The sequence below is a fragment of the Akkermansia muciniphila genome (assembly GCF_040616545.1).
GTDB lineage: Bacteria > Verrucomicrobiota > Verrucomicrobiia > Verrucomicrobiales > Akkermansiaceae > Akkermansia > Akkermansia muciniphila_E.
Genome location: NZ_CP156688.1, coordinates 1,093,622 through 1,113,424 on the forward strand (window position 1 = coordinate 1,093,622; position 19,803 = coordinate 1,113,424).

Annotated in this window: 12 protein-coding genes; 6 read left to right on the forward strand and 6 right to left on the reverse strand. The window is 57.1% G+C overall.

Features of this window, described 5'->3' with window-relative positions; translation table 11 throughout:
- The first annotated feature begins 519 nt into the window (after positions 1-519).
- The 3 genes from ABGM91_RS04495 (at position 520) to ABGM91_RS04505 (ending at position 6,704) form a co-directional block, all read left to right on the forward strand.
- Positions 520-3,837: an autotransporter outer membrane beta-barrel domain-containing protein gene (locus ABGM91_RS04495; RefSeq protein WP_354834009.1), complete on the forward strand. Its 3,318-nt coding sequence runs from the start codon at positions 520-522 to the stop codon at positions 3,835-3,837.
- A 403-nt stretch (positions 3,838-4,240) separates the two neighbouring features.
- Positions 4,241-5,989 carry a potassium transporter TrkG gene (locus tag ABGM91_RS04500; RefSeq protein WP_354834011.1) on the forward strand — a complete coding sequence of 583 codons (1,749 nt, stop codon included), beginning with the start codon at positions 4,241-4,243 and terminating at the stop codon, positions 5,987-5,989.
- A 10-nt stretch (positions 5,990-5,999) separates the two neighbouring features.
- On the forward strand, positions 6,000-6,704 hold the full coding sequence (locus tag ABGM91_RS04505; RefSeq protein WP_022396118.1) for a TrkA family potassium uptake protein: 705 nt from the start codon (positions 6,000-6,002) through the stop codon (positions 6,702-6,704).
- 33 nt (positions 6,705-6,737) lie between these two features.
- Here the strand turns inward: ABGM91_RS04505 and hrpA are convergent, their stop codons facing one another.
- The 3 genes from hrpA to ABGM91_RS04520 all read right to left on the reverse strand — a co-directional run bounded on the left by hrpA (position 6,738) and on the right by ABGM91_RS04520 (position 12,567).
- On the reverse strand, positions 6,738-10,427 hold the full coding sequence (gene hrpA, locus ABGM91_RS04510; RefSeq protein ID WP_354834014.1) for an ATP-dependent RNA helicase HrpA: 3,690 nt from the start codon (positions 10,425-10,427) through the stop codon (positions 6,738-6,740).
- 70 nt (positions 10,428-10,497) lie between these two features.
- Positions 10,498-10,980: an acetolactate synthase small subunit gene (gene ilvN, locus ABGM91_RS04515; RefSeq protein ID WP_102712969.1), complete on the reverse strand. Its 483-nt coding sequence runs from the start codon at positions 10,978-10,980 to the stop codon at positions 10,498-10,500.
- Positions 10,981-11,103: 123 nt separating this feature from the next.
- A complete protein-coding gene (locus tag ABGM91_RS04520) occupies positions 11,104-12,567 on the reverse strand; it encodes a trypsin-like peptidase domain-containing protein (RefSeq protein WP_215426785.1) in 1,464 nt (487 codons plus the stop codon).
- A 218-nt stretch (positions 12,568-12,785) separates the two neighbouring features.
- On the opposite strand from ABGM91_RS04520, the gene holA reads away from it, so the two are divergent.
- Positions 12,786-13,922 carry a DNA polymerase III subunit delta gene (holA, locus tag ABGM91_RS04525; protein ID WP_354834017.1) on the forward strand — a complete coding sequence of 379 codons (1,137 nt, stop codon included), beginning with the start codon at positions 12,786-12,788 and terminating at the stop codon, positions 13,920-13,922.
- Positions 13,922-15,799, forward strand: coding sequence for a tRNA uridine-5-carboxymethylaminomethyl(34) synthesis enzyme MnmG (gene mnmG, locus ABGM91_RS04530; RefSeq protein WP_354834019.1), 1,878 nt, complete (start codon positions 13,922-13,924; stop codon positions 15,797-15,799). Before holA ends, mnmG begins: the two co-directional genes overlap by 1 nt.
- Before the next feature lie 406 nt (positions 15,800-16,205).
- Here mnmG and ABGM91_RS04535 read toward each other — a convergent pair whose 3' ends face one another.
- Both ABGM91_RS04535 and ribD read right to left on the reverse strand, forming a co-directional pair.
- Entirely contained in the window at positions 16,206-16,373 is a 168-nt protein-coding gene (locus ABGM91_RS04535) for a hypothetical protein (RefSeq protein ID WP_354834021.1), read from the reverse strand.
- A gap of 77 nt (positions 16,374-16,450) precedes the next feature.
- Entirely contained in the window at positions 16,451-17,506 is a 1,056-nt protein-coding gene (ribD, locus tag ABGM91_RS04540; protein ID WP_354834023.1) for a bifunctional diaminohydroxyphosphoribosylaminopyrimidine deaminase/5-amino-6-(5-phosphoribosylamino)uracil reductase RibD, read from the reverse strand.
- A 528-nt stretch (positions 17,507-18,034) separates the two neighbouring features.
- Between ribD and ABGM91_RS04545 the strand changes: the two genes are divergently transcribed.
- Positions 18,035-18,745, forward strand: a complete 711-nt coding sequence (locus tag ABGM91_RS04545) for a hypothetical protein (RefSeq protein WP_354834025.1) — start codon at positions 18,035-18,037, stop codon at positions 18,743-18,745.
- Between the two features lie 78 nt (positions 18,746-18,823).
- Here the strand turns inward: ABGM91_RS04545 and ABGM91_RS04550 are convergent, their stop codons facing one another.
- A complete protein-coding gene (locus ABGM91_RS04550) occupies positions 18,824-19,534 on the reverse strand; it encodes a LamG domain-containing protein (RefSeq protein WP_215426780.1) in 711 nt (236 codons plus the stop codon).
- Positions 19,535-19,803 lie beyond the last annotated feature (269 nt).

Consider the following 19,803-nt stretch of genomic DNA (forward strand, 5'->3'; position numbering starts at 1 on the left):
ACAAAAAATGACACGGATTTCCGCTCTGTCCAAGCGTTTTTCGGCCCCGTGACAGCCGAATGGTGGCCATGGCAAATGCGGGAAAGCGGATAGCAAATCCGTGTCAATACTAAATATTTCATATTAAATGTATATTTCACATTTCATCCATTATTTTGTCGGAAGTTTTTCTTAAGAAAATATGTTGGGGAAAAAATATAATTCATTAAATATAATCAATCTTTGTTTGTTTTTTAGAATACCGGCATAGATGCCGGATTTGCTATCCGTTCTAAAAACAATGCGCTTCAAACAAGCGAATTCATCATCATGAGACTCACTCTCCCTCTCCCATTGCTCCGCATTTTACTGGCCTCTCTGCTGGTTCCCGTATCCTTGTCCTTCTCCGCCTCAGCCGGGACAATAACGGACAAGACACTCACTCAGGCGGATGCCGACAACCAAGTTCGTTATAATACGGAAAAGCTCACGTATACCTCACCAGGTACCGGGTATAGGTTTGTTCTCGGAGATGGTCCCATGAATATGACCGTCTCGGAAAGCATTACTTACTCTGGGTACACCTACGATTATCCAGGACAAACGAAGGCGGCCAATGACGGCTGGACCTCTTCCGGCGTCATCGTAGCCGACTCTGTGAAAGGTAATGTGATTCAGGGGTATGCGGGAGGCTGGGACGATTATTCAGACCGCAATACGATCAAGGGGGATGCGGACAGAAGCTATGACCTGGTTTTCTCCGGCAATGCAGCGGAAAGGACAACGCCCGTGACTCGATATCCTTCATCTCTTTCCGCCGGAGGCGGCGCCGTCTATCTTACCAATGCCGGTATGAGTGATTTGAACCTGCTGTCTTTTGTAAATAACACTCTCGACAACCAACTGCCTTCGATAACTCAGGGATACACTACCTATTATTCGCAAGCAGAGGGCGGCGCCTTATGGATAAGCAAGGGAATCGTGTCAAATATCAATGAAATCCGTTTTGAGGGCAATACGGTTTCCTCCATGGCACGTACCAACGGAGGGGCTGCTTTTATGGATGGAGAAACCCTGATGGAAAACATCGGCTCCCTCACTTTTGAAAACAACAGGGCCACTTCTCCCGAGTGGACGATGGGAGGAGCTCTTTATTTGCAAGGAACGGCCACCATTCAGAACACGGAGTCCGTTTCCTTTATCAACAATGTTTCCGAAATGAATAAAGAGGGCGGTGAAGCCTACGGGGGAGGATTGGCCAGTAACGAGGGAGGCATGAAGTTTTATTTCAAATCCGTCGGCCGTCTTCTGTTTTCAGGAAATACCGTAACACAGGCGGCAGCGCTGGATTCCGGATGGAAAGGATTAGGCAGACTGTGGGGGGGAGCCGTCTTTCATTCCGGCCAGTTTTACGTGCAGGATTCGGGAGAAGTGGAGTTCACGAACAATAGCGCTGATGGGACAGCTCATGCCGTCGGCTCTGCAAGTGTGCAAGGAGGAGCTATTTGTTCCACAGGTGCTGTGGTGTTCAAAGGCAATAACAGCATTCTTTTTGAGAACAACAGAGCGCTCAGACACCCGGACGCCATCAGGGACAACATGCCCGATGTTACCGCCTCTTCTTCCGTAGGAGCTTTTGGAGGAGCTGTCCAGGCTCCCCTTATGCAATTTATCAACAACTATGGAGATGTCATTTTCCGGAACAATTATGCGACGGATCGTGGAGGGGCCCTGTATATTGATGTGCCGGTAAGCGGAGCGGGATCAACGAGCTGGCTTTCCGCCGATGACGGTGATATCACGTTCAGGGGAAATACTCATCAACTGGCCTCCTCCAATGAAAGAAATTCGGGAGTGGCCAATGCAGTCTGGCTCGAACCGTCCTGGAATATTGTGACGGGTAAACCGGCTATCCTGCATATCCGGGCAATGGAAGGACATTGCGTCAATTTTTATGATCCTGTTTGTTCCGCAATCGACGGCAGCCCCAGAGACAAGTACCACACTGAAAACTCCTACGAGAGGGCAACGATTTCCTTAGGCACCTATTTTTCCTTTGATGAAGAGGGCGGTATGGTGGAGAAGTATACCGGCATTATCCGCTTTTCCGGTGAATTTGTCCGTGATACTTTGGCAGGTTCGGAAGGCATGGTCGATTACGCCGAGCGCCTCGCGGAATCGAAGAAATCTATTCTTCATGCCACAGTCAATCAGTATAGCGGCACGCTCCTGCTGGAACACGGCGTGACGTTCGGAACCCGTGGTACGGGAGACCTGGACGATGAGAACAACAAAACCGGAACAGTCTTTCTGCAATACAGGGGAATACTTGATATCAGCGGCAGCGCCGAACATGGGGAGACAACTCTTGCGGGACGAAACATCGAGTTTGCCGGAACCGGTCATCCAGGACAGCAGGAGGACACTGCCAATAACAGGCCTTTTGTTCCCGCTGATCCCGATGCCGTGATGTCCATATTAAGACCTGGCGACATGGTCCATTTCGATGCTGACCGTATTGACATGAGCTCCGGCATGACGATTGATTTTGCCCACCACATGACGACGACGGGATTTGCCGACATCAGCGCCATTCGCGTGACGGCAGATAGATTTGTCCTTGGCGGCACTTTGGGGATTCAAGACAATGCGGTTGACTCCAACTACTACTACGCAGACAACCGCTGGGCTCAAACTCATTCATTCTCCCTGTTTTTGGATGAAAACGGCACCCATGAAGGGGATTTTGATGCGGTAAAATCTCTGGCTACCGGGTCCGACCGGGTGGACAGCCCCTATGCCTACACGGGCTCCTGGAGCCACCAGTGGGTGGATGCCGACGGAGACGGCTTCCCGGAACAACTCCAACTGGTCTGGACTCCCGGTGAAGAAGCCGCCATCCGGGACATCCTTCCGGAACTGGCAGGGACTCTGGCCATGAACTCCATGTGGTCCAGCGCCGCCAACGCTCTTGGGATGTCCCGGGCCGCCCTGGGCCATCTGGATGCCCTGCGCTTCATCGCCGGACCGGAAAACAACTACTGGGTCAAGGGCATGGGGGATTTCCTCAACCACGCTTCCGAGGGAGCCCGTGACGGCTTTGACTATCACGGTGGCGGCTATTCCGTAGGAGCGGACAGGAAAATCACTTCCCACACCGTCCTTGGCCTGGGTTTTGGAGACCTGTACGGCAAGATGAACGGGCGCAGCTTTGCGGGGGATATTGACCAGCAGACGCGCACCGGCATGCTCTACGGGGGATGGCACAAGGTTCTCAACAGGAAGAATACCCTGCTGGTGACGGGAACGGCAGGCTATGGCTGGACGGACAACAAGATGAATTCCTTCCATACGGGCGGCCAGTCCCATGGCAAGTGGACCAACGAAACTCTGTTTGGAACGCTGACCGGGAAGTGGAGCCGCCGGGTAGACGAGACCGTGGCGATGGAGGTCATGCTGGGGCTGGAGTATACGGACGTGACGCAGGAGGCGTTTACGGAAACGGGCTGGGACGCGAGGCGCTTTGAGCAGGGACATTTGAAGAACCTGAGCGTACCGGTGGGAGTGGGCCTGACGCACCGCAGTGAGCTGAAAGGGAGGGAATGGATTAACAGCGCGATGGTGAGCTACGTGCCTGACGTGTACCGTGAGAACCCGGGAGCGCAGGCGGAGCGGCTGCTCAACGGGTACCGGTGGGAAGCGCAGGGAACGTCTCCGGACCGGAATGCGGTGAGGGTGAACGTGAACAGCGCATTACAGTTGAACGCGCGCTGGAGGACGTATGCGGGGTACGAGTTTGAGGGAAGGAGCAAGGCCACGGCCCACCGATTTAATGCCGGTGTCAGTTATGCCTATTGACAGAGCCTGATTGCAGGCGGCGGAAAACCGCCCCAAAGAGCCCGGTCTCTCACCAGAAGGGAGAGACCGGGTGTTCTTCCATTTGTTGACGCTCGATGCACCGTCAAAGTGCCAGCATTCCAAGAATATACAAATAGTGATGATATTTAAGGCATCGTGACACTTTCCATTCCGGAACCGTCCTGCTCTTCCGGGCATGGCATCCCTGCTGGCAAAACGCCGCCGGAACCGATCATTCCGGAAAACGTTCCCGGCGCCTTTCCGCGGGAACGCAGCCCCCACTCTCCGCATACAAGTGCGGCAGCGTATTCCCTTATCCGGCCATTACGGGAGGGCTGCATCCCGGTTAATAGCTTCCCTTTCCGTTTTCAGGTGCTAGACTCCGGGCAAGGCATCTCCACCCATGACAACCACACGCTCGGGATTTACCAAACTTGCAGCTATCTGCATTGCCATCCTTCTGGGGGCGGTCATCTGGGAGCTGGGGTGGCCTCTGACGCATGCGGAGCATGAGTGGTCGCGCCTGATTGCGGCCGTGGCCACGCTGGGCCACCTGGCGGGCGTGCTGGGCTCCTATTTCCGGAAGGAGATCAACCGCCCTTCCCTGAGGCTTCTTATTTTCCAGATTATCTGCTGCGTGCTGATCTTCCTTCTGATCGCCAGGGAGCAGCAGGAGGACAGTTACATGAGGTTTACGGAGCTATCCCGCCTGGTGATTACGGCCGGGCTGATCGCCATTCCCACGCTGATGTCCCTGACCAGGATTTTTGAATGGCTGCTGGGCAAGCAGAAAAAAGGACGCCCGCTGATGGCTCCCGCCATGCAGTTCGTGACCTCCCTGGGAGTGGTCATTCTGGCTGGCACCGGGCTTCTCCTGCTCCCCAATTCCACATATCCGGGCATCACGCTGAGCTTTACGGACGCCCTGTTCACCAGCACCAGCGCCGTGTGCGTCACCGGGCTGAACGCCGTGGACTTCGCCAACACCTTCACCCCGCTGGGGGAAATGTTCGCGCTTGCCCTGATCCAGATCGGCGGCTTCGGCATTATGACGTTCGCCTACTTTGTGGCCATGGTGGCGGGCCAGGGCTTTTCCCTGCGTGACCGCGTGCTGCTGACGGACCTGCTGGACGAAGGCAACCTGGGGTCCGTGGTCTCCTTCATCACCACCATTGTAGTCAGCACGCTGTTCATTGAACTGTGCGGCGCCGTCCTCCTGTACCTTTCCTGGGAAGGGAAGGACATCAATCTGATGGGAGAGCCCCTGTGGTGGCATTCCCTCTTCCATTCCGTTTCCGCCTTCTGCAACGCGGGCTTTTCCACGTTCCCGATGAATCTGATGGAGCCGGGCATCCGCCTGTGCTACAGCGGTCAGGCCGTCATCATGGCGCTGATCGTATGCGGCGGCCTGGGATTCGGCATTTACAAGGAAATCAATTCCCGCCTGGTCAACCGCTTTCTGGCCAAGCACCGCCGACTGCGCATGCAGTGGACCCCGTATTTCAAACTGGTGATGATCGCCACGGGCATTCTGCTGGCAGGGGGCGCCCTGGCCATCTTCGCGGTGTCCGCTCCCCACACTTCGGAACCGCTGGGCCAGCATCTCTGGAGCTGCCTTTTTGACAGCGTCACGGCCCGTACGGCGGGATTCAACATCAGTGATTACAGCCGCTACCTGCCCGCGGCTAGCCTCATCATGTGCGGCCTGATGGTGGTAGGCGGCAGCCCCGGCGGCACGGCAGGCGGCATGAGAACCACCACCTGCGCCATTGCAGGCGCGGAAATCCTGCGCATCCTCCGCGGCCGGGACCATGTGGAATTCTTCCACCGCCGCATTGAGCAGCGCACCGTGGCGCGGTGCGTGATCACGGTGGTGGTCTCCTGCGCCTGGATCGGCTGCTTCACCATTCTTATTTGCAGCCTGGAGCCCGCCATGAGCTCACTGGATATCTTCTTTGAAAACTGCAGCGCTTTTGCTACGGTAGGCGTGTCACGGGGAATCACGCCCAATCTGAGCGACCCTTCCAAATATCTTCTCATCATCAACATGCTCGCCGGCCGCGTGGGGCTTTTCGCCTTCCTCATCGCCCTGGCCGGCACCCCCACCCCGCGGCATTACCGCTATCCATCCGTCAAAATCCCGTTAACCTGAACATACCGTTATGAGATATACCGTTATCGGCCTGGGCCAGTTTGGGCAGGAGCTCTGCACGGAGCTCTCCGCCCGCAATATTGAAGTAGTGGCCGTGGCTTCCACGGATGAAGAACTGGAGCAGATCAAGGACCTGGTGACTTATGCCGTGGTGACGGATTACACCAATCCGGCCGCCTTGCGGGAACTGGAGCTGGACGACCAGTCCGCCGTCATCGTCGCCATCGGGGACAGCTTTGAAGAAAACCTTCTCGTCGTCACGCACCTCCAGAAAATGGGCGTGCGCTATATCTACGCCCGCGTGATGAGCCCGGTGCACGAGCACATCCTCAGCCAGATGAACGTGTACGCGCTCATCAACCTGTCCCGCGTGGCTTCCAAGCAGCTCGCCAGCCAGCTGGAATCCCCTGAATTCCTGCGGGTCTCCCCCATGGATGAAAACCACAGCATCGTGGAAATAGCCGTGCCACGCATCTGGGTGGGCAAGCGGCTCCGGGATGTGGGCCTGCGCACGGAGCACCACCTCAACCTGCTCACCATCCGCCGCGGAGAAGCCCAGACCCCGCAGGGGCGCCGGGAAATTCTTTCCATCCCGCGCATTCCCGTCATCGGCACCCCTTCTCCGGACCTCGTCTTTGAAGACCACGACATCCTGATTCTGTTCGGCAAGGAAACGAACCTGATTGAATTCGCCCAGCTCTCCAAGGGCCTGTAAATCCGGACCAGCGCCATTCCGGGAACCCGGCTTTCAGGACAGCTCTTCAAAAGCGGTCATCAGGCGCTTTTCAGAGATGCGCCCCTTGACGGAGATGGCGGGGGCGAAGACGGCCAGACGGTATTCTTCCAGCAAATAGCCGTACTGCGTCCAGCGCGGGTCGCCGTTATGTTCCGGCAGGCTCTGATGCCAGGGAAGGTACACGCGTTCAAAGAGGTCCAGGCGTTCCAGCTCTTTGGCCAGAGGCTGCTGGCCGATGCGCCTGATGCGTTCCGCGATGCCCTGCATGTACCGTTTCAGGTCCGGCAGATGTTCCGCTCCATGCGCCCACAGGAAGCGGGGGCGGAGCAGCCAGTCAAGCTGGCGGCGGAGGTCAGCCGTGATGCGCTCCGTATGGCGCACGCCCTGCTGCGCGGCCATAAAGTCCCTGGCGGCATGTTCCGTGGCCGCTACCAATTCCCATACGTCCGCTACGCTGTGCGCGGCGTCAAAAAGGTTCTGGCGCAGGCTCATTTCCGCAGCGGCGAATTGGGCCGCCGTGCGCGGAAGGGGGCGGCCCATGGCAAGCTCCGCGGAGACGTCCACCAGGTCGTCCGGATTGGTGGACGGGTCCCGGCCAAGCATGTGCAGGGAGAGTTTCCCTTCCAGCTTCAGCGGGAATTTTTTGCGGAGGTGGTTGAGCTGGTCCGCCTGGCGCAGGCGCATGAAGCGCAGGCACCCTCCCCGGTGGGATTCCGCCGCGCGCAGTTCATCCTCAAAAACGCGGACGCCTACGGACGCGCCTTCATCCACCAGGGCCACGTAACCCGGCCTGCCCGCCACATCTACCGTGCGTTCCAAATCTCCGCAGGTCCATTCCTTCATGCCCGTAACGGAGACGATGTCCGCCGCCGTTTCCCGGAACCGGCGGGAAAGCTTTTTGCCCAGCCGCCCGTTTAGCTCCGCAACGTCCGTACCCATGGCAAGCTCTTCGCCTTCGTCGTCGCACACCCAGATTTTCGTCACCAGCTCCGCAGGGATGCGGTTCATGTCAAAGAAGGAGGGAGCGCAGAATCGCCCGGTTTCCGCTTCCACGAATTCCGCCAGCTTCTGCGCCAGCGGTCCGTCCGGCTCCAGGCCATGCCGGAGTTCCGCAAAATAGGCGGCCTTCTGGCTGATGGGCTGGAGGAAGACGCGCAAGTCCTTGGGAAGGGTGCGCAGCAGGCACTCCGCCCGCTGGGCCAGATGGCCCGGCACGCCCCATTCCGGCAGCCATTCAGGCACGTCCGGCAACTGGTCAATGTGAACGCCCAGCGTCACGCCGTCATCTTCCGCTCCGGGATCATTCTGGTAATACACGGCATACTCCGCTCCGGCACACATCATTTCATCCGGGAAGCCGTCCAGCAGGTCCCTGCCCCAGAAGTCATACATGGCCTCCTGCGGCGGAACGTGCAGGGCGTCCGGATCTTTTTTCTCCACACTGCCGGCCCAGCGCAGAAAGGCCTTGGCCGTGCAGCAGTCCTGCGGAATGAGCCTGTCAAAGAATTCATAAACGCCTTCCTCGCACCAGACCTGGTCCGGGCGGCGCAGCTTCAGTTCTATCTGCCGCACCTCCTCCCGGAGCGTTTCCAGATGGGTGATGCAGGCGGGCCTGGTGCGGAAGCCGCCGCCCAGCAGCCCTTCCCGGATCATGATTTCCCGCGCATGGGCCGGATTGATGCGTCCATAGTGTACGCGCCTGTTGTCAATAATGCGCAGGCCGCCGCACACCACGCGCTCCACGGCGTAAACCGCTCCCTGCTCCTTGTCCCACCTGGCTCCGGAATAATGGGATTCACACAAGTGGGGGGCCACCTGCTCCACCCATTCCGGCTCCAGCCGGGCGGCGCGGCGCATCCACAGGCGCGTGGTGTCCACCAGCTCCACGCCCATCACCCATTCACTGCGCTTTTTGCGGCGGAACAGGCCGGAACCGGGAAAGATGCCGAAGGAACGCCCCCCGGCGCCGCGGTATTCACGGTTGTCCGCATCCCAGAGCCCGAACTGTCTGGGGACGCCAGCCAGGATGCTCCGGTGAATCATGGCAAAGGACGCCTGGCGCTCCGTTTCCGCCTCCAGGGGAGGAATCTTGCATTTCAGGGTTTCCCGGACCAGGCGGGAAAGGTCTTCCCACAGGTTGAACCATTCCATCATGCGGTTGAAGTTGAGGAAGTTTTTCCCGCACCATTTCCGGAGCTGGTTTTTGCGCCAGCGGCGCCCCTCCCTGAATTCCCATGCGGCCTTCCAGAGCTTGAGCAGGGACAGGAAATCGCTGTCTTCATCCTTCCACTGGGCGTGGGCCTGGTCCGCCTTCTGCGCGGCGTCCGCCGGGCGTTCCCGCGGGTCCATAATCCCCAGCCCGGCCACAATCACCAGCATTTCAGGGAGGGCCTGTTCATGCTGCGCTTCCAGCAGCATGCGGCCCAGGCGCGGGTCAATGGGCAGGCGCGCCAGCTTCCTCCCCATGGGCGTGAGTTGCCGGGCCTTGTCCAGGGCGCCGATTTCCCGCAGGGTACGGTAGCCTTCCGTCACCAGTTTGGAGGAAGGAGGGTCCGGAAGGGGAAACTCCGGCATTTCCGGAAGACCGAGGTCTTTCATCCTGAGAAGAGCCCCGGCCAGGGCGCTGCGCCTGATTTCCGGGTCCGTAAAGTCCGGCCTGTCCTCCCAATCCTCCTCACTGTACAGGCGGATGCATACGCCCTCGCACACGCGCCCGCAGCGGCCCGCGCGCTGGCGGGCGCTGGCCTTGGAGACGGGTTCTATCTGGAGCCGCTGCACCTGGCGCGCCGGGCTGTACCGGCTGACGCGCGCCACCCCGGAATCAATGACGTAAATGATCCCGGGAATGGTCAGGGATGTTTCCGCCACATTGGTCGCCAGCACAATGCGGCGGCAGCCCTGCTCCGGATGAAAAATCCTCTGCTGGTCCGCCAGTCCCAGCCTGGCAAAGAGCGGCAGGATACGCGTATTCCTTAAATTCCGGCCTTCCAGTTTTTCCGCCACTTCACGTATTTCACGCTCTCCGGGGAGGAAAACGAGCACGTCCCCGCGGTCGTCCAGGGTATCCAGCCAGTCCACGGCGCGCGCCACATGGGCGGGAAGTTCTTCATCGTCACGCAGAGGCGGCAGGTAATGAAGGTCCACCGGGTAAGTACGGCCCTCCACCTGGATAATGGGCGCGCCGCCGAAGAATTCGGAAAAGCCCCCCGCATCCAGCGTAGCGGAGCTGATGACCAGCCGCAGGTCCTTGCGCCTGTCCAGCAGAAGCCTCAGGTAACCCAGCAGAAAATCAATGTTGAGGCTTCGTTCATGGGCTTCATCCAGAATCAGGGTATGGTACTGGCGCAGGTCCGGATCATGCTGCGTTTCCGCCAGTAGAATGCCGTCCGTCATGAACTTCAGGCGCGTATCCGGCCCGGCTTTTTCCTCAAAACGCACCTGGTAGCCCACCAGGCCGCCCAGCTCGCAGTTCAGTTCTTCCGCCACGCGGCGGGAAACGGATGCCGCAGCCAGCCTCCGGGGCTGGGTGCACCCCACCCTGCCCCGCGCCTCCCCGGCAAGCTCCATGGCCATCTTGGGAAGCTGGGTGGTCTTGCCGGACCCGGTCTCACCCACCACCACAATGACCTGATGCTCCCGCATGGCCGCCAGAATGTCATCCCGGCGGCGGGAAATGGGAAGGTCCGGATAAGTGATGTTCATGATGGAGGGGAGAAAAAAACCCTGCAAGAACGTCCTGCAGGGTTTGATGGAAAAGCCGGAAAGGGTTTCTTTACTGCCGGGGTTTGGGAAGGGCGATGCGTCCGCTGCGCGTCAGCATCTGCACATCGTAATCCTCAATGAGGGACAGGAAACGGTCAATCTTGTGTTCGCCGCCCGTCACTTCAATGGTCAGGGCGTCCCGCGTGACATCCACGATGTTCGCGCCCAGAATCTGGCAGAATTCAATGACTTCATGCCGCGTGGCGGAATCTACGCCAATGCGGGTCAGCACCGTCTCCCGGTACACGTTGTCCGTATTGCGGAAATCTACAACTTCCACCGTGTTGACGAGTTTTTCCAGATGCTTGATGATCTGGTCAAGCACGTCTTCCTTTTCACGTACGACGATGGTCATCCGTGAAAAGCGCGGGTCCTGGCTAGGGGCAACGTTCAACGAATGAATATTGTAGCCCCGTCCACTGAACAAACCGGCAATGCGGGCAAGCACGCCAAATTTGTTTTCAACAAGTACGGAGATAGTATGACGAGTCATAATTTTAATTTCTTAAAGGTGATGCATTATAGGCGCTTCCGGCTGCCAGTCAAGCCCGCGGAAGAATGATGCCGGAAAACGCTTTCCCGCAGGAGGCTCCGGAAGACGCAGGATTAGCGGGATTCAGAGTTCCCGCGGAACGATGGCGCTGCTCCTTGTCGCCGTGGGGATGCGGGGCAGCAACGTCTTTTCGGAAACCGGACGGGCATCCACCTTCACGTTGAACTGCTGTCCGTCACGGGAAACGGTGAGCAGGGCCGGCCCTTCCCTCAGGGCTCTGACTAGCGCATCCATGGTGCTGACGCTCTCGTGGTTCACGGCAAAGACCATATCTCCCGCCTGCAAAATCTGCCCCACGGATTTCTTGGGATTCACTTGGATGACCAGCAGGCCCCGCGCGCCGATGGATTGCTCCTCCGCCGTAAGTTCACGCAGGTGCATGCCCACTCCCTCCATGAAATCCTCCCAGGGAGAGGGGACGTTCTTCAGGATGCTGTCCCCCACCTTCAGGGTGACATTCATTTTTTGTCCCTTGCGCCAGATTTTCAGCCGGAATTTGTCGCCTATGGAAAGATTTTCTATGCGGTCCTTTACATCCTTGTCCGTCTGGATGGGCACTTCATTAAAGCTCAGCATCACGTCCCCCGTTTGAAGACCTGCCTGCTCCGCCGGGGAACCGGGCTTCACGATGTTGACCACGGCGCCTCCGGCTTCATGATAGTCCAGGAAACTGCGGAGGGGCGGCGTATTGCGTACAATGTCCAGCCCCAGATATCCCCTCATGGGGCGTCCATGCCTGCAAATCTGCTCAAAGGTGTGCACCACAAGATTGGAGGGAATGGCGAAGCCGATGCCCGCGTAGTTCTTTTCCACGTTGGGAAGCACCGATTTGTTGATGCCGATGACTTCACCGCGGATGTTGATGAGGGGTCCGCCGGAATTGCCGGGGAAGATGCTGGCATCCGTCTGGATCAGGTCCAGGCCGGAATCCACCAGCTTGCGCTCCCTGGCGCTGATGATGCCGCGGGAAACCGTCGTTCCAAGACCATAGGGGTTGCCGCAGGCCAGAACGATCATGCCGGGAGCAATCTCGTCACTGTTGCCGAACGGAAGAGGGGTAAAGGTCATTGGGTTTTCCACCTGCAGCACGGCGATGTCCAGCTCCGGGTCCACCCCCACCAGCCGCACGGAAACGCTTTTCCCGTTGCTCAGCGTGACGCGCAGAGCATGCTTGTTCTGAATGACATGGTAGGCCGTGATGATGTGCCCTTCTTCAGTGACAATGACGCCGGAACCCAGGCCGTGAACCGCCAGCCTTTTCTCCACCGTGGAATCCCCGTCCTCGGAAGGCTGCGGAACGGTGGCCACCCCGGTAGTGTCTATGCTGACCAGCACGCGCTCCACCAGCCGGGCTACACGGGAATATTCTTCATTGAGCTGGTGCAGGATGGGAACGTCCTCCTCCTTGAGTTCGGACTCCCGCGCCATGGTAAAAACCTCAGACCGGAAGGAAACGTTCTTTTCCGTTACGCGGCTGTTCCATCTCCAATAGGCAACGGCGACCACGGTCATCATAACCGTCATCATGATGACAAGTAACGCCCGTGTCCATATGGTTGATCTCATGGAAATGCCTTGCCGTAGCAACGGTCAAACTGTTTGCGCCTTAATACCGGGGAGATGCCTGAAAACGGGCGTGGAAGACTCCATCCATCTTTTGACATTCCGCTCCTATTGATACTATTTAAGCATAATTTCTTCAAACGAAAAAAGTTTCAAATGACAAATACGTCTTTTAACAAGGCGTGTTTTATGATACCTACGGGTACGGTTTTATGGGCACCAGCACTTTACAACAACCAGCCATTTACCTCGTTTTTGGAACGGATGAAGGAATGGTGCGTGAAAAGGCTTCCGGCATCTTTACCGCCCTGACGGAAGGAACGAATGAATTTTCCCATGAAATACTGGAAGCGGCCTGCGGCGATTCCGACGAAGCGGACCAGGTGACGCGCCAGGTCATGGAAGCCCTGCGCACGCTTCCCTTCTTCCCGGGCCGCAAGGTGGTCTGGATGAAGAACTGCAATTTTCTGGGGGATTCCGTCACGGGGCGCTCCTCCACCACGGAGGCCGCTCTTGATTCCCTCAGGCATTTGCTGGAAGGCGGCCTAGGACCGGACGTCCTGCTGCTTATTTCCGCCTCTGAATTTGACAAGCGCCGTTCCTTTAACAAATTCCTGCTCCAATCCGCCGCCGCGGAGGAACTGAACAAGCCGGACATCACCAAGGCCGGCTGGGAAGGCAGCCTGATGCCCCTGATCAACAAGGAAGCTGGAGCACGGGGCCTGAGCTTTGACTCCGCCGCCCTGGAGTTGTTCATTCACCGCGTCAGCGAATCTTCCCGCCAGATCATCTCCGAAATTGAAAAACTGGACCTCTACCTGGGCGCGGACAGGCGCACCGTGATGCCGGAGGATGTGGAGCGCATGGTTCCGCTGACGCGCACGGGCGTTATTTTTGAAATTTCACGCGCCCTGGAAAATAAAAAGAGTGATGCGGCCATCTCCCTCATTGACTTCCAACTGGAACGCGGTGAAAACGCTATCACGATCATGCGCGCCGCGTTCATCCCAACGCTGAGAAATCTGCTCGCCGCCAGGCTTTTATGTGACGCGTTCAACCTGAAGCCTACCAACTTCAAGGAATTTACGGCCCGCATCTCTTCCCTGCCCTCCTATGCAGCTGCCCTGATTCCCCTGAAAAAAGACGGCACTCCCAATGCGTACCCGCTTTTCCTGGCGGCGCAGAACGCCTCCAAATTCAAAACCGAACGGTTGAAGCAAACCCTGAAGGAATGCATGAAGGCAGACAAGGCCCTGGTGTCTTCCTCGCTTGATCCGCGCCTGATTCTGCACCGTCTTGCCATCTGTTCCGCATCCTGATGAATTCATCTTCTTCCCAAGCCTCCCCCCTGTTTGACGTTCTTGTCGTCGGCGCCGGGCACGCAGGCATTGAGGCGGCGTTGGCGGCCTCCCGCCTGGGATGTTCCGTCGCCGTCCTGACCCACAATCTGGATACGATTGGACAAATGTCCTGCAACCCGGCCATCGGGGGGCTTGCCAAGGGCCACATTGTCCGGGAAATAGATGCCATGGGAGGAGCCATGGGACTGAACACGGACGCCACCGCCATCCAGTTCCGCATGCTGAACGCCTCCAAGGGCCCCAGCGTGCGCGCCCCCCGTGCCCAGTGCGATAAAACAGCCTACCGCGCACGAATGAAAATGGTTCTGGAAACCGCTCCCGGCGTGCGTTTGTTCCAGGGAGATGTGGTCCGGCTACTCGTAAACGGAGAACAACAGGTGACGGGGGCCGTCACCTCCCTTGATTACACCATCTGCGCGCGCAGCGTAGTCATCTGCTCCGGAACCTTCATGCAGGGTCTGCTGCATGTGGGGCTTCAGCACGTGACTGGCGGACGCATGGGCTGCGCCCCTTCCAGCCTCTCCACGGACCTGGCCACTCTGGGCTTTCAGGTAGAGCGGCTTAAAACAGGAACTTCTCCGCGCGTCAATGGCAGGTCCATAAACTTTTCCGTCTGTGAAGTGCAGCCGGGAGACACCCCGGAAGCCCTGTTCAGCTACCGTTCCCGCGACGTGCTGAAACGTTCTTCCGAGCCCTTCTGCACTCTGAACACGTGGGGAGACGAAGATTTCCGGATGGAGCAGATGCCATGCTGGATTACCTACACCAACCAGGCTACGCATGACATCATCCGGGAGAATTTAAAATTCAGCCCTCTTTACAGCGGCATCATAGAAGGCATAGGGCCCCGTTACTGCCCCTCCATTGAAGATAAAATCGTGCGCTTCGCGGAAAAAACGAGCCACCAGGTATTCCTGGAACCGGAAGGGCGCGGCACGGAGGAATTCTATCTCAACGGCGTTTCCACCTCCCTGCCCTACTCCGCCCAATGCGATTTCATCCACACCATTCCCGGCCTGGAAAATGCCCAGCTCATCCGGCCCGGATATGCGGTGGAATATGACTTCTGCCCGCCCACCCAGCTGCATCCCACGCTGGAAACCAAGCTGGTGGAAAACCTGTACTTTGCGGGACAGATCAACGGTACCTCCGGTTATGAAGAAGCCGCCGCGCAAGGTTTAATGGCGGGAACAAACGCAGCGCTGAAGGTGCTGGACAAACCCTCCCTGGTGCTGCGCCGGGACCAATCCTACATTGGCGTCATGATAGACGACCTGGTCACCAAAGGCACGGACGAACCCTACCGCATGTTCACCAGCCGCGCGGAATTCAGGCTTCTGCTGCGCCAGGACAATGCGGACCTGCGCCTGGCCCCCCTCGCTTTTGAAACTGGTCTTATTACTCGTAAGGAATTCCTGAAAACGGAAGCGCGGCAAAACGCCATTGAAGAGGGAACCGCAAAAGCCTCCCTTGTTAAACATGAAGGCGCCCCTCTGTCCACCTGGCTCAAGAGGCCCGGCAATGACTGGACCATGCTGCCTGAAGAACTGAAAAAAATGTTCCACGTGGAACATTTGGATGCCATTGCCACGGATATCCAGTATGAAGGACACATTGAAAGGCAGAAAAAACAGGCGGAGAAAATCACAAGGATGGAAAGCAAAACCATCCCTGCCGACATTGATTACGAACAAGTTCATGCCTTAAAAAAGGAGGCCGTCATCAAGCTGGGAAAGATACGCCCCGGCACCATCGGGCAGGCATCACGCATTCCGGGCATTACTCCGGCAGATATAGCCCTGCTGCTTGTACATCTGCAAAAGCGCGGAAGATAGCATCCCGGATATCCGGCTCTGTTTTCCCGGAACTTTTAAAAACGGCTCCGCAGATGATGGAAAACATCATGCACAGTATTTAGCCGTTTTACTGCCGCCTACACCCCCGGCTTCCGTTCGTTCCCGGTCATTTTTCCTTCAGCATCGCGGCCTGTTTGCCTTGCATACCGGTTCACCGCCACATGCATTCATGCTTGCAGGATAGCCTTTTCTACCATCAGTTTGATCAACATTTTCCCGGCTGCCAATATTTCCTCCGCGGCATAGGATTCCCCGTCAAAAAGAAACAGGAACAAAAAAGAAGCGCATACACCGGGGAAAAGATGGCCCTTTGGCAGGAACGTCAGTAATTGAAGCCATGTTTCCGGCTTCAACCCCGGAAGAAGGGGGAAGCGGAACACAACGATTATTCTTCCGGCAGCTCCGGAACGGCAAATAAAAATATCCGGCAGGATTCATCTGCCTTTTCCTTAAACAGTCTCATCTGCGGCGGAGAGAACTCACGCATTTCCGCATGGATTGATCGCCATAAGAAAAACGAACCACGGGAGGAAGGAAAAATGGAGGAAACCATCTACGCAGCCGCTTCAGGAATCAGTCCCGTATCCCCGCCGGAACATTCCGGACAGCGGGTAAAAATAGCCGCTGCCATTACCGGTAGCGCACGTTACCGCGGATGCACACGTCATTCCCAAAGGTTCTCACAACAGGCTGATTGAGATAGGCTTCGCGTTCCAGGAATGCGCCGCCCTCCACTCCACCGGCGCCTCCTCCCGTGATCATGGGAGCGTAAAATCCCACCCATTCGTCAACCAGGCCTGCTTTCAGGAATTCCTTAACTAGGCATCCTCCGGCTTCCAGCAGGATGGTTCCGATTTTCCTGTCACTATAAAGATTTTGTAGCAGTTCCAAATAGTTGGAAACATTCTCCACAATCAGGGTACGGTCACGGAATTCATCCGTCAGGCAAATGGAATCCGCAGGTATGGACGCTGCGTCATGAGTCAGGACAATGCGCCAGGGCTGCTCTTTCAGGGGAGAAATAGGGCGGTCCGGAGTCCTGATCGTCAGGGAAGGATTATCCATGCGCATGGTATTTCCTCCCGTGAGAATGGCATCGCACTCCGCACGGAGGGTGTGCACAAAAGCCCTGGATTCTTCGTTCGTCAGCCATTGGGAACGTTCCGGACTGCGTGAAATGCGGCCATCCAGGGACATGGCGCTTTTCGCGACCACCCACGGACGCCCTTCCAGCATGTTCAGCCGGAACCCCCGGATCAGGCGGTCGCACTCCTTTTCCAGAATTCCCTGCGTGACTTGGATTCCCGCACGTTGAAGAATTTCAGCGGCAGCGCCGCGGTGCCTGGGATTGGGATCCTCCGAACCGTAAACCACCCGTTTGAAATGATGTTCCAGAATGGCTTCCGTACAGGGCGGCGTTTTTCCGGTAGTGCTGCATGGCTCCAGAGTGACGTACAGGGTGGAATCCGCAAACAGCCCGGCGTTTCCTCTGGCTGTTCCATCAGCTATGGCATTCCTTTCCGCATGGGGAAGACCGGCTTTTTCATGAAACCCGGAACCGATTACCCGGTTCCCATGAACAATGACCGCTCCTACACAGGGGTTCGGCGCTGTCAGCCCGATTCCGTTTGCGGCCAGTTCAACGGCCATGTTCATCCAGCGGGCGTCCTGGTCCTCTGTGTTCATGCAGACCTTGTAACACGAATCCCGGAGGGAGGACAATCACGTTGTGTGATTGAAGAATATTAGATATAACAATATTAAATTCCTTCTTCTTCTACCGTGTGCCTCATGTGAACAACGTTTTTATCCCTTAGCCATGAAGGAATTGCAAGACTCTGCAAATGTGAATAAATTCAGCCCATAGAAATGTGCATAACATCTGAATAACTTATTCACACAATACTCACACTTAATTGACGCATCCGTTCACACGGTTATTGGCATGCGGACGGGACAGTGCATTCCGTCTTGCAGAGGCGCCGGAAGAAATCATACCATTCATGCATGAGGGCTGCCAGACTGATTTACACCCCGGCGATAGACCTTACCTTTCCCGCAACGGGCCCTGAAAGGCCTTTCTGCGGCTTTTCCGTGGCGGGGGTGAGTATAGCCGCGTATTGTGCTTCCCGGCTCCGGGAAGCGGGCTTTGAGACGGTTTTGAATTCTGGAGAAGCCGTTCCGGAAGGAACCGGGGAAATAGTGGAAGTGTCCATGCATCATTTCTCTCCGCAGGCTGCCGCGCGGCTTGCCGCCTGCGGGGCAGGGGAAGCGTGGAGCGGGGAAGGACGCCTGCTGGCGCGGAAGCGGCAGGGAAGCGGGCTGAAACGCGTTTTCACGCGGCAGGAGGCTCCGGTGGAGCGCCTGGTTTATCCCTGGGACCTGCTGGCGTGGCAGGAAAGAGTGATGGAGGGGATGGAAGGAGGGAGTTTTTCCGCGCAGGATGGCATTCACGTTACGGGGGCGCTCCGGGTGGGGAAGGGCACCGTGGTGATGCCGGGCGTGGTGGTGGAGGGGGCCGTCTGGGTGGGGGACGGATGCAGGATAGGGCCCAATTGCCATTTGCGCGGCTGTGTCTCCATCGGGAACGGCTGCGTGGCGGGGCAGGGGGTAGAACTGAAAAATTGCATCATCGGGGATAACACCTTTATTCCGCATTTGAGCTATGCGGGAGATTCCATCATCGGCGCGGATGTCAACTTCGGAGCCGGAACGGTGTGCTCCAATTTCCGGCATGACGGAAGAAAGCACAGGATGATGGCGGGTGGAAGGCTGGAGGATACGGGAAGGGACAAGCTGGGCGCCGTCATCGGGGATCATGTGCGCCTGGGAGCCAATACCGTCGTTTTGCCCGGCAGGGTAATTCCTCCCGGAACCTGGACCATGCCGGGAGAGGTGTTCACGGGAGGCATGAACCAGGACTGAATTCCCGGAACGCGAAAAGGCCGCATGCGGAGGAATCCCTCCGTGCATGCGGCCTTTTAATCAAAAGGGGAAATGGCTTTAACGCCTCCGGCGGCGCATCATCAGGGCGGCCAGGCCAAGCAGGCTAAGGGAAGCCGTAGCCGCTTCCGGCACGGGAAGCACCACGCCGTCATAAAACTTGATGTTGTTGATGTCCATGGTTCCGTTCATGGGGCGCACTTCTCCAAAGGAGGAGCCGAACTGAGAGCCTGTCAGAGCCGGAGAGGACGGATTCCAGCCCGTAATGGTGCCCGCCAGAGCGCCGTTGACGTAAACGGAAAGCGTCTGGGAGGAAAGATCGGAGACGATGCTGAAGTTGTTCCACGTATCCTGCTGAAGGTCCGTCCAGGTCACGCCCGTGTTAATGTTGCCGCCGGTTTGGCCTCCGAACCCCTTGTTATAAAAATAAAGCTCTCCGGCTTCATTGAATTCCAGGACCATGCTGTTGGATTCTCCGGAAACCGTTCCATTGGAATACAGGCTGAAAACGTCTTTCCACGCATTGCCGGTGGAACTCAGGTTCTTCAGGTCGAAGCTGACGGTAAAACTGCCTGAAATTCCCGCTATGCCGGAATTGTAGGGCGTGCCTCCGCCGGAGCCGCTGCCGAAAGTGGCATAATCGTTGCCGGTTGTATAAGTGAATGAACCGTTCCAGCCGGGAGCAGTTATTTGCGTTCCTTCCGTGGTCCACTCCCAGGAATAAACGGGAGAAGCCGCGTGGGCGATGCCTGCCGCAGCCAGTAAAGCCAAAATAATGAATGAACGTTTCACAGAAATTCTCTTTATTGTTTGAAATTGCAGGAGCTTGGTGGAAAAGTAGCGGATTTCGAATCCGGGGTCAAATTATTTTTTTAAGAACAAGCCGGTTAACAAAAAGAAAGATCACGGAAAAATAAAAGCATGAAAGGAAACATAAACGGCGTTTCTTCCGGATAGTGTATATTGTTCAATGAATTTGCCGCTTTCCAGAAGAAAAAGAACAGCATCCGGATTCGAAATCCGCGTGGGCCGTCAACCGG

Coding starts and splice junctions, on each gene's coding strand:
- ABGM91_RS04520 (WP_215426785.1), bottom strand. CDS start 12,567: ATGATGACGGTTATGATGACCGTGGTCGCCGTTGCCTATTGGAGATGG.
- ABGM91_RS04535 (WP_354834021.1), bottom strand. CDS start 16,373: ATGGTTTCCTCCATTTTTCCTTCCTCCCGTGGTTCGTTTTTCTTATGG.
- hrpA (WP_354834014.1), bottom strand. CDS start 10,427: ATGAACATCACTTATCCGGACCTTCCCATTTCCCGCCGCCGGGATGAC.
- ABGM91_RS04500 (WP_354834011.1), top strand. CDS start 4,241: ATGACAACCACACGCTCGGGATTTACCAAACTTGCAGCTATCTGCATT.
- ribD (WP_354834023.1), bottom strand. CDS start 17,506: ATGAACACAGAGGACCAGGACGCCCGCTGGATGAACATGGCCGTTGAA.
- ilvN (WP_102712969.1), bottom strand. CDS start 10,980: ATGACTCGTCATACTATCTCCGTACTTGTTGAAAACAAATTTGGCGTG.
- ABGM91_RS04545 (WP_354834025.1), top strand. CDS start 18,035: ATGCATCATTTCTCTCCGCAGGCTGCCGCGCGGCTTGCCGCCTGCGGG.
- ABGM91_RS04495 (WP_354834009.1), top strand. CDS start 520: ATGAATATGACCGTCTCGGAAAGCATTACTTACTCTGGGTACACCTAC.
- ABGM91_RS04505 (WP_022396118.1), top strand. CDS start 6,000: ATGAGATATACCGTTATCGGCCTGGGCCAGTTTGGGCAGGAGCTCTGC.
- mnmG (WP_354834019.1), top strand. CDS start 13,922: ATGAATTCATCTTCTTCCCAAGCCTCCCCCCTGTTTGACGTTCTTGTC.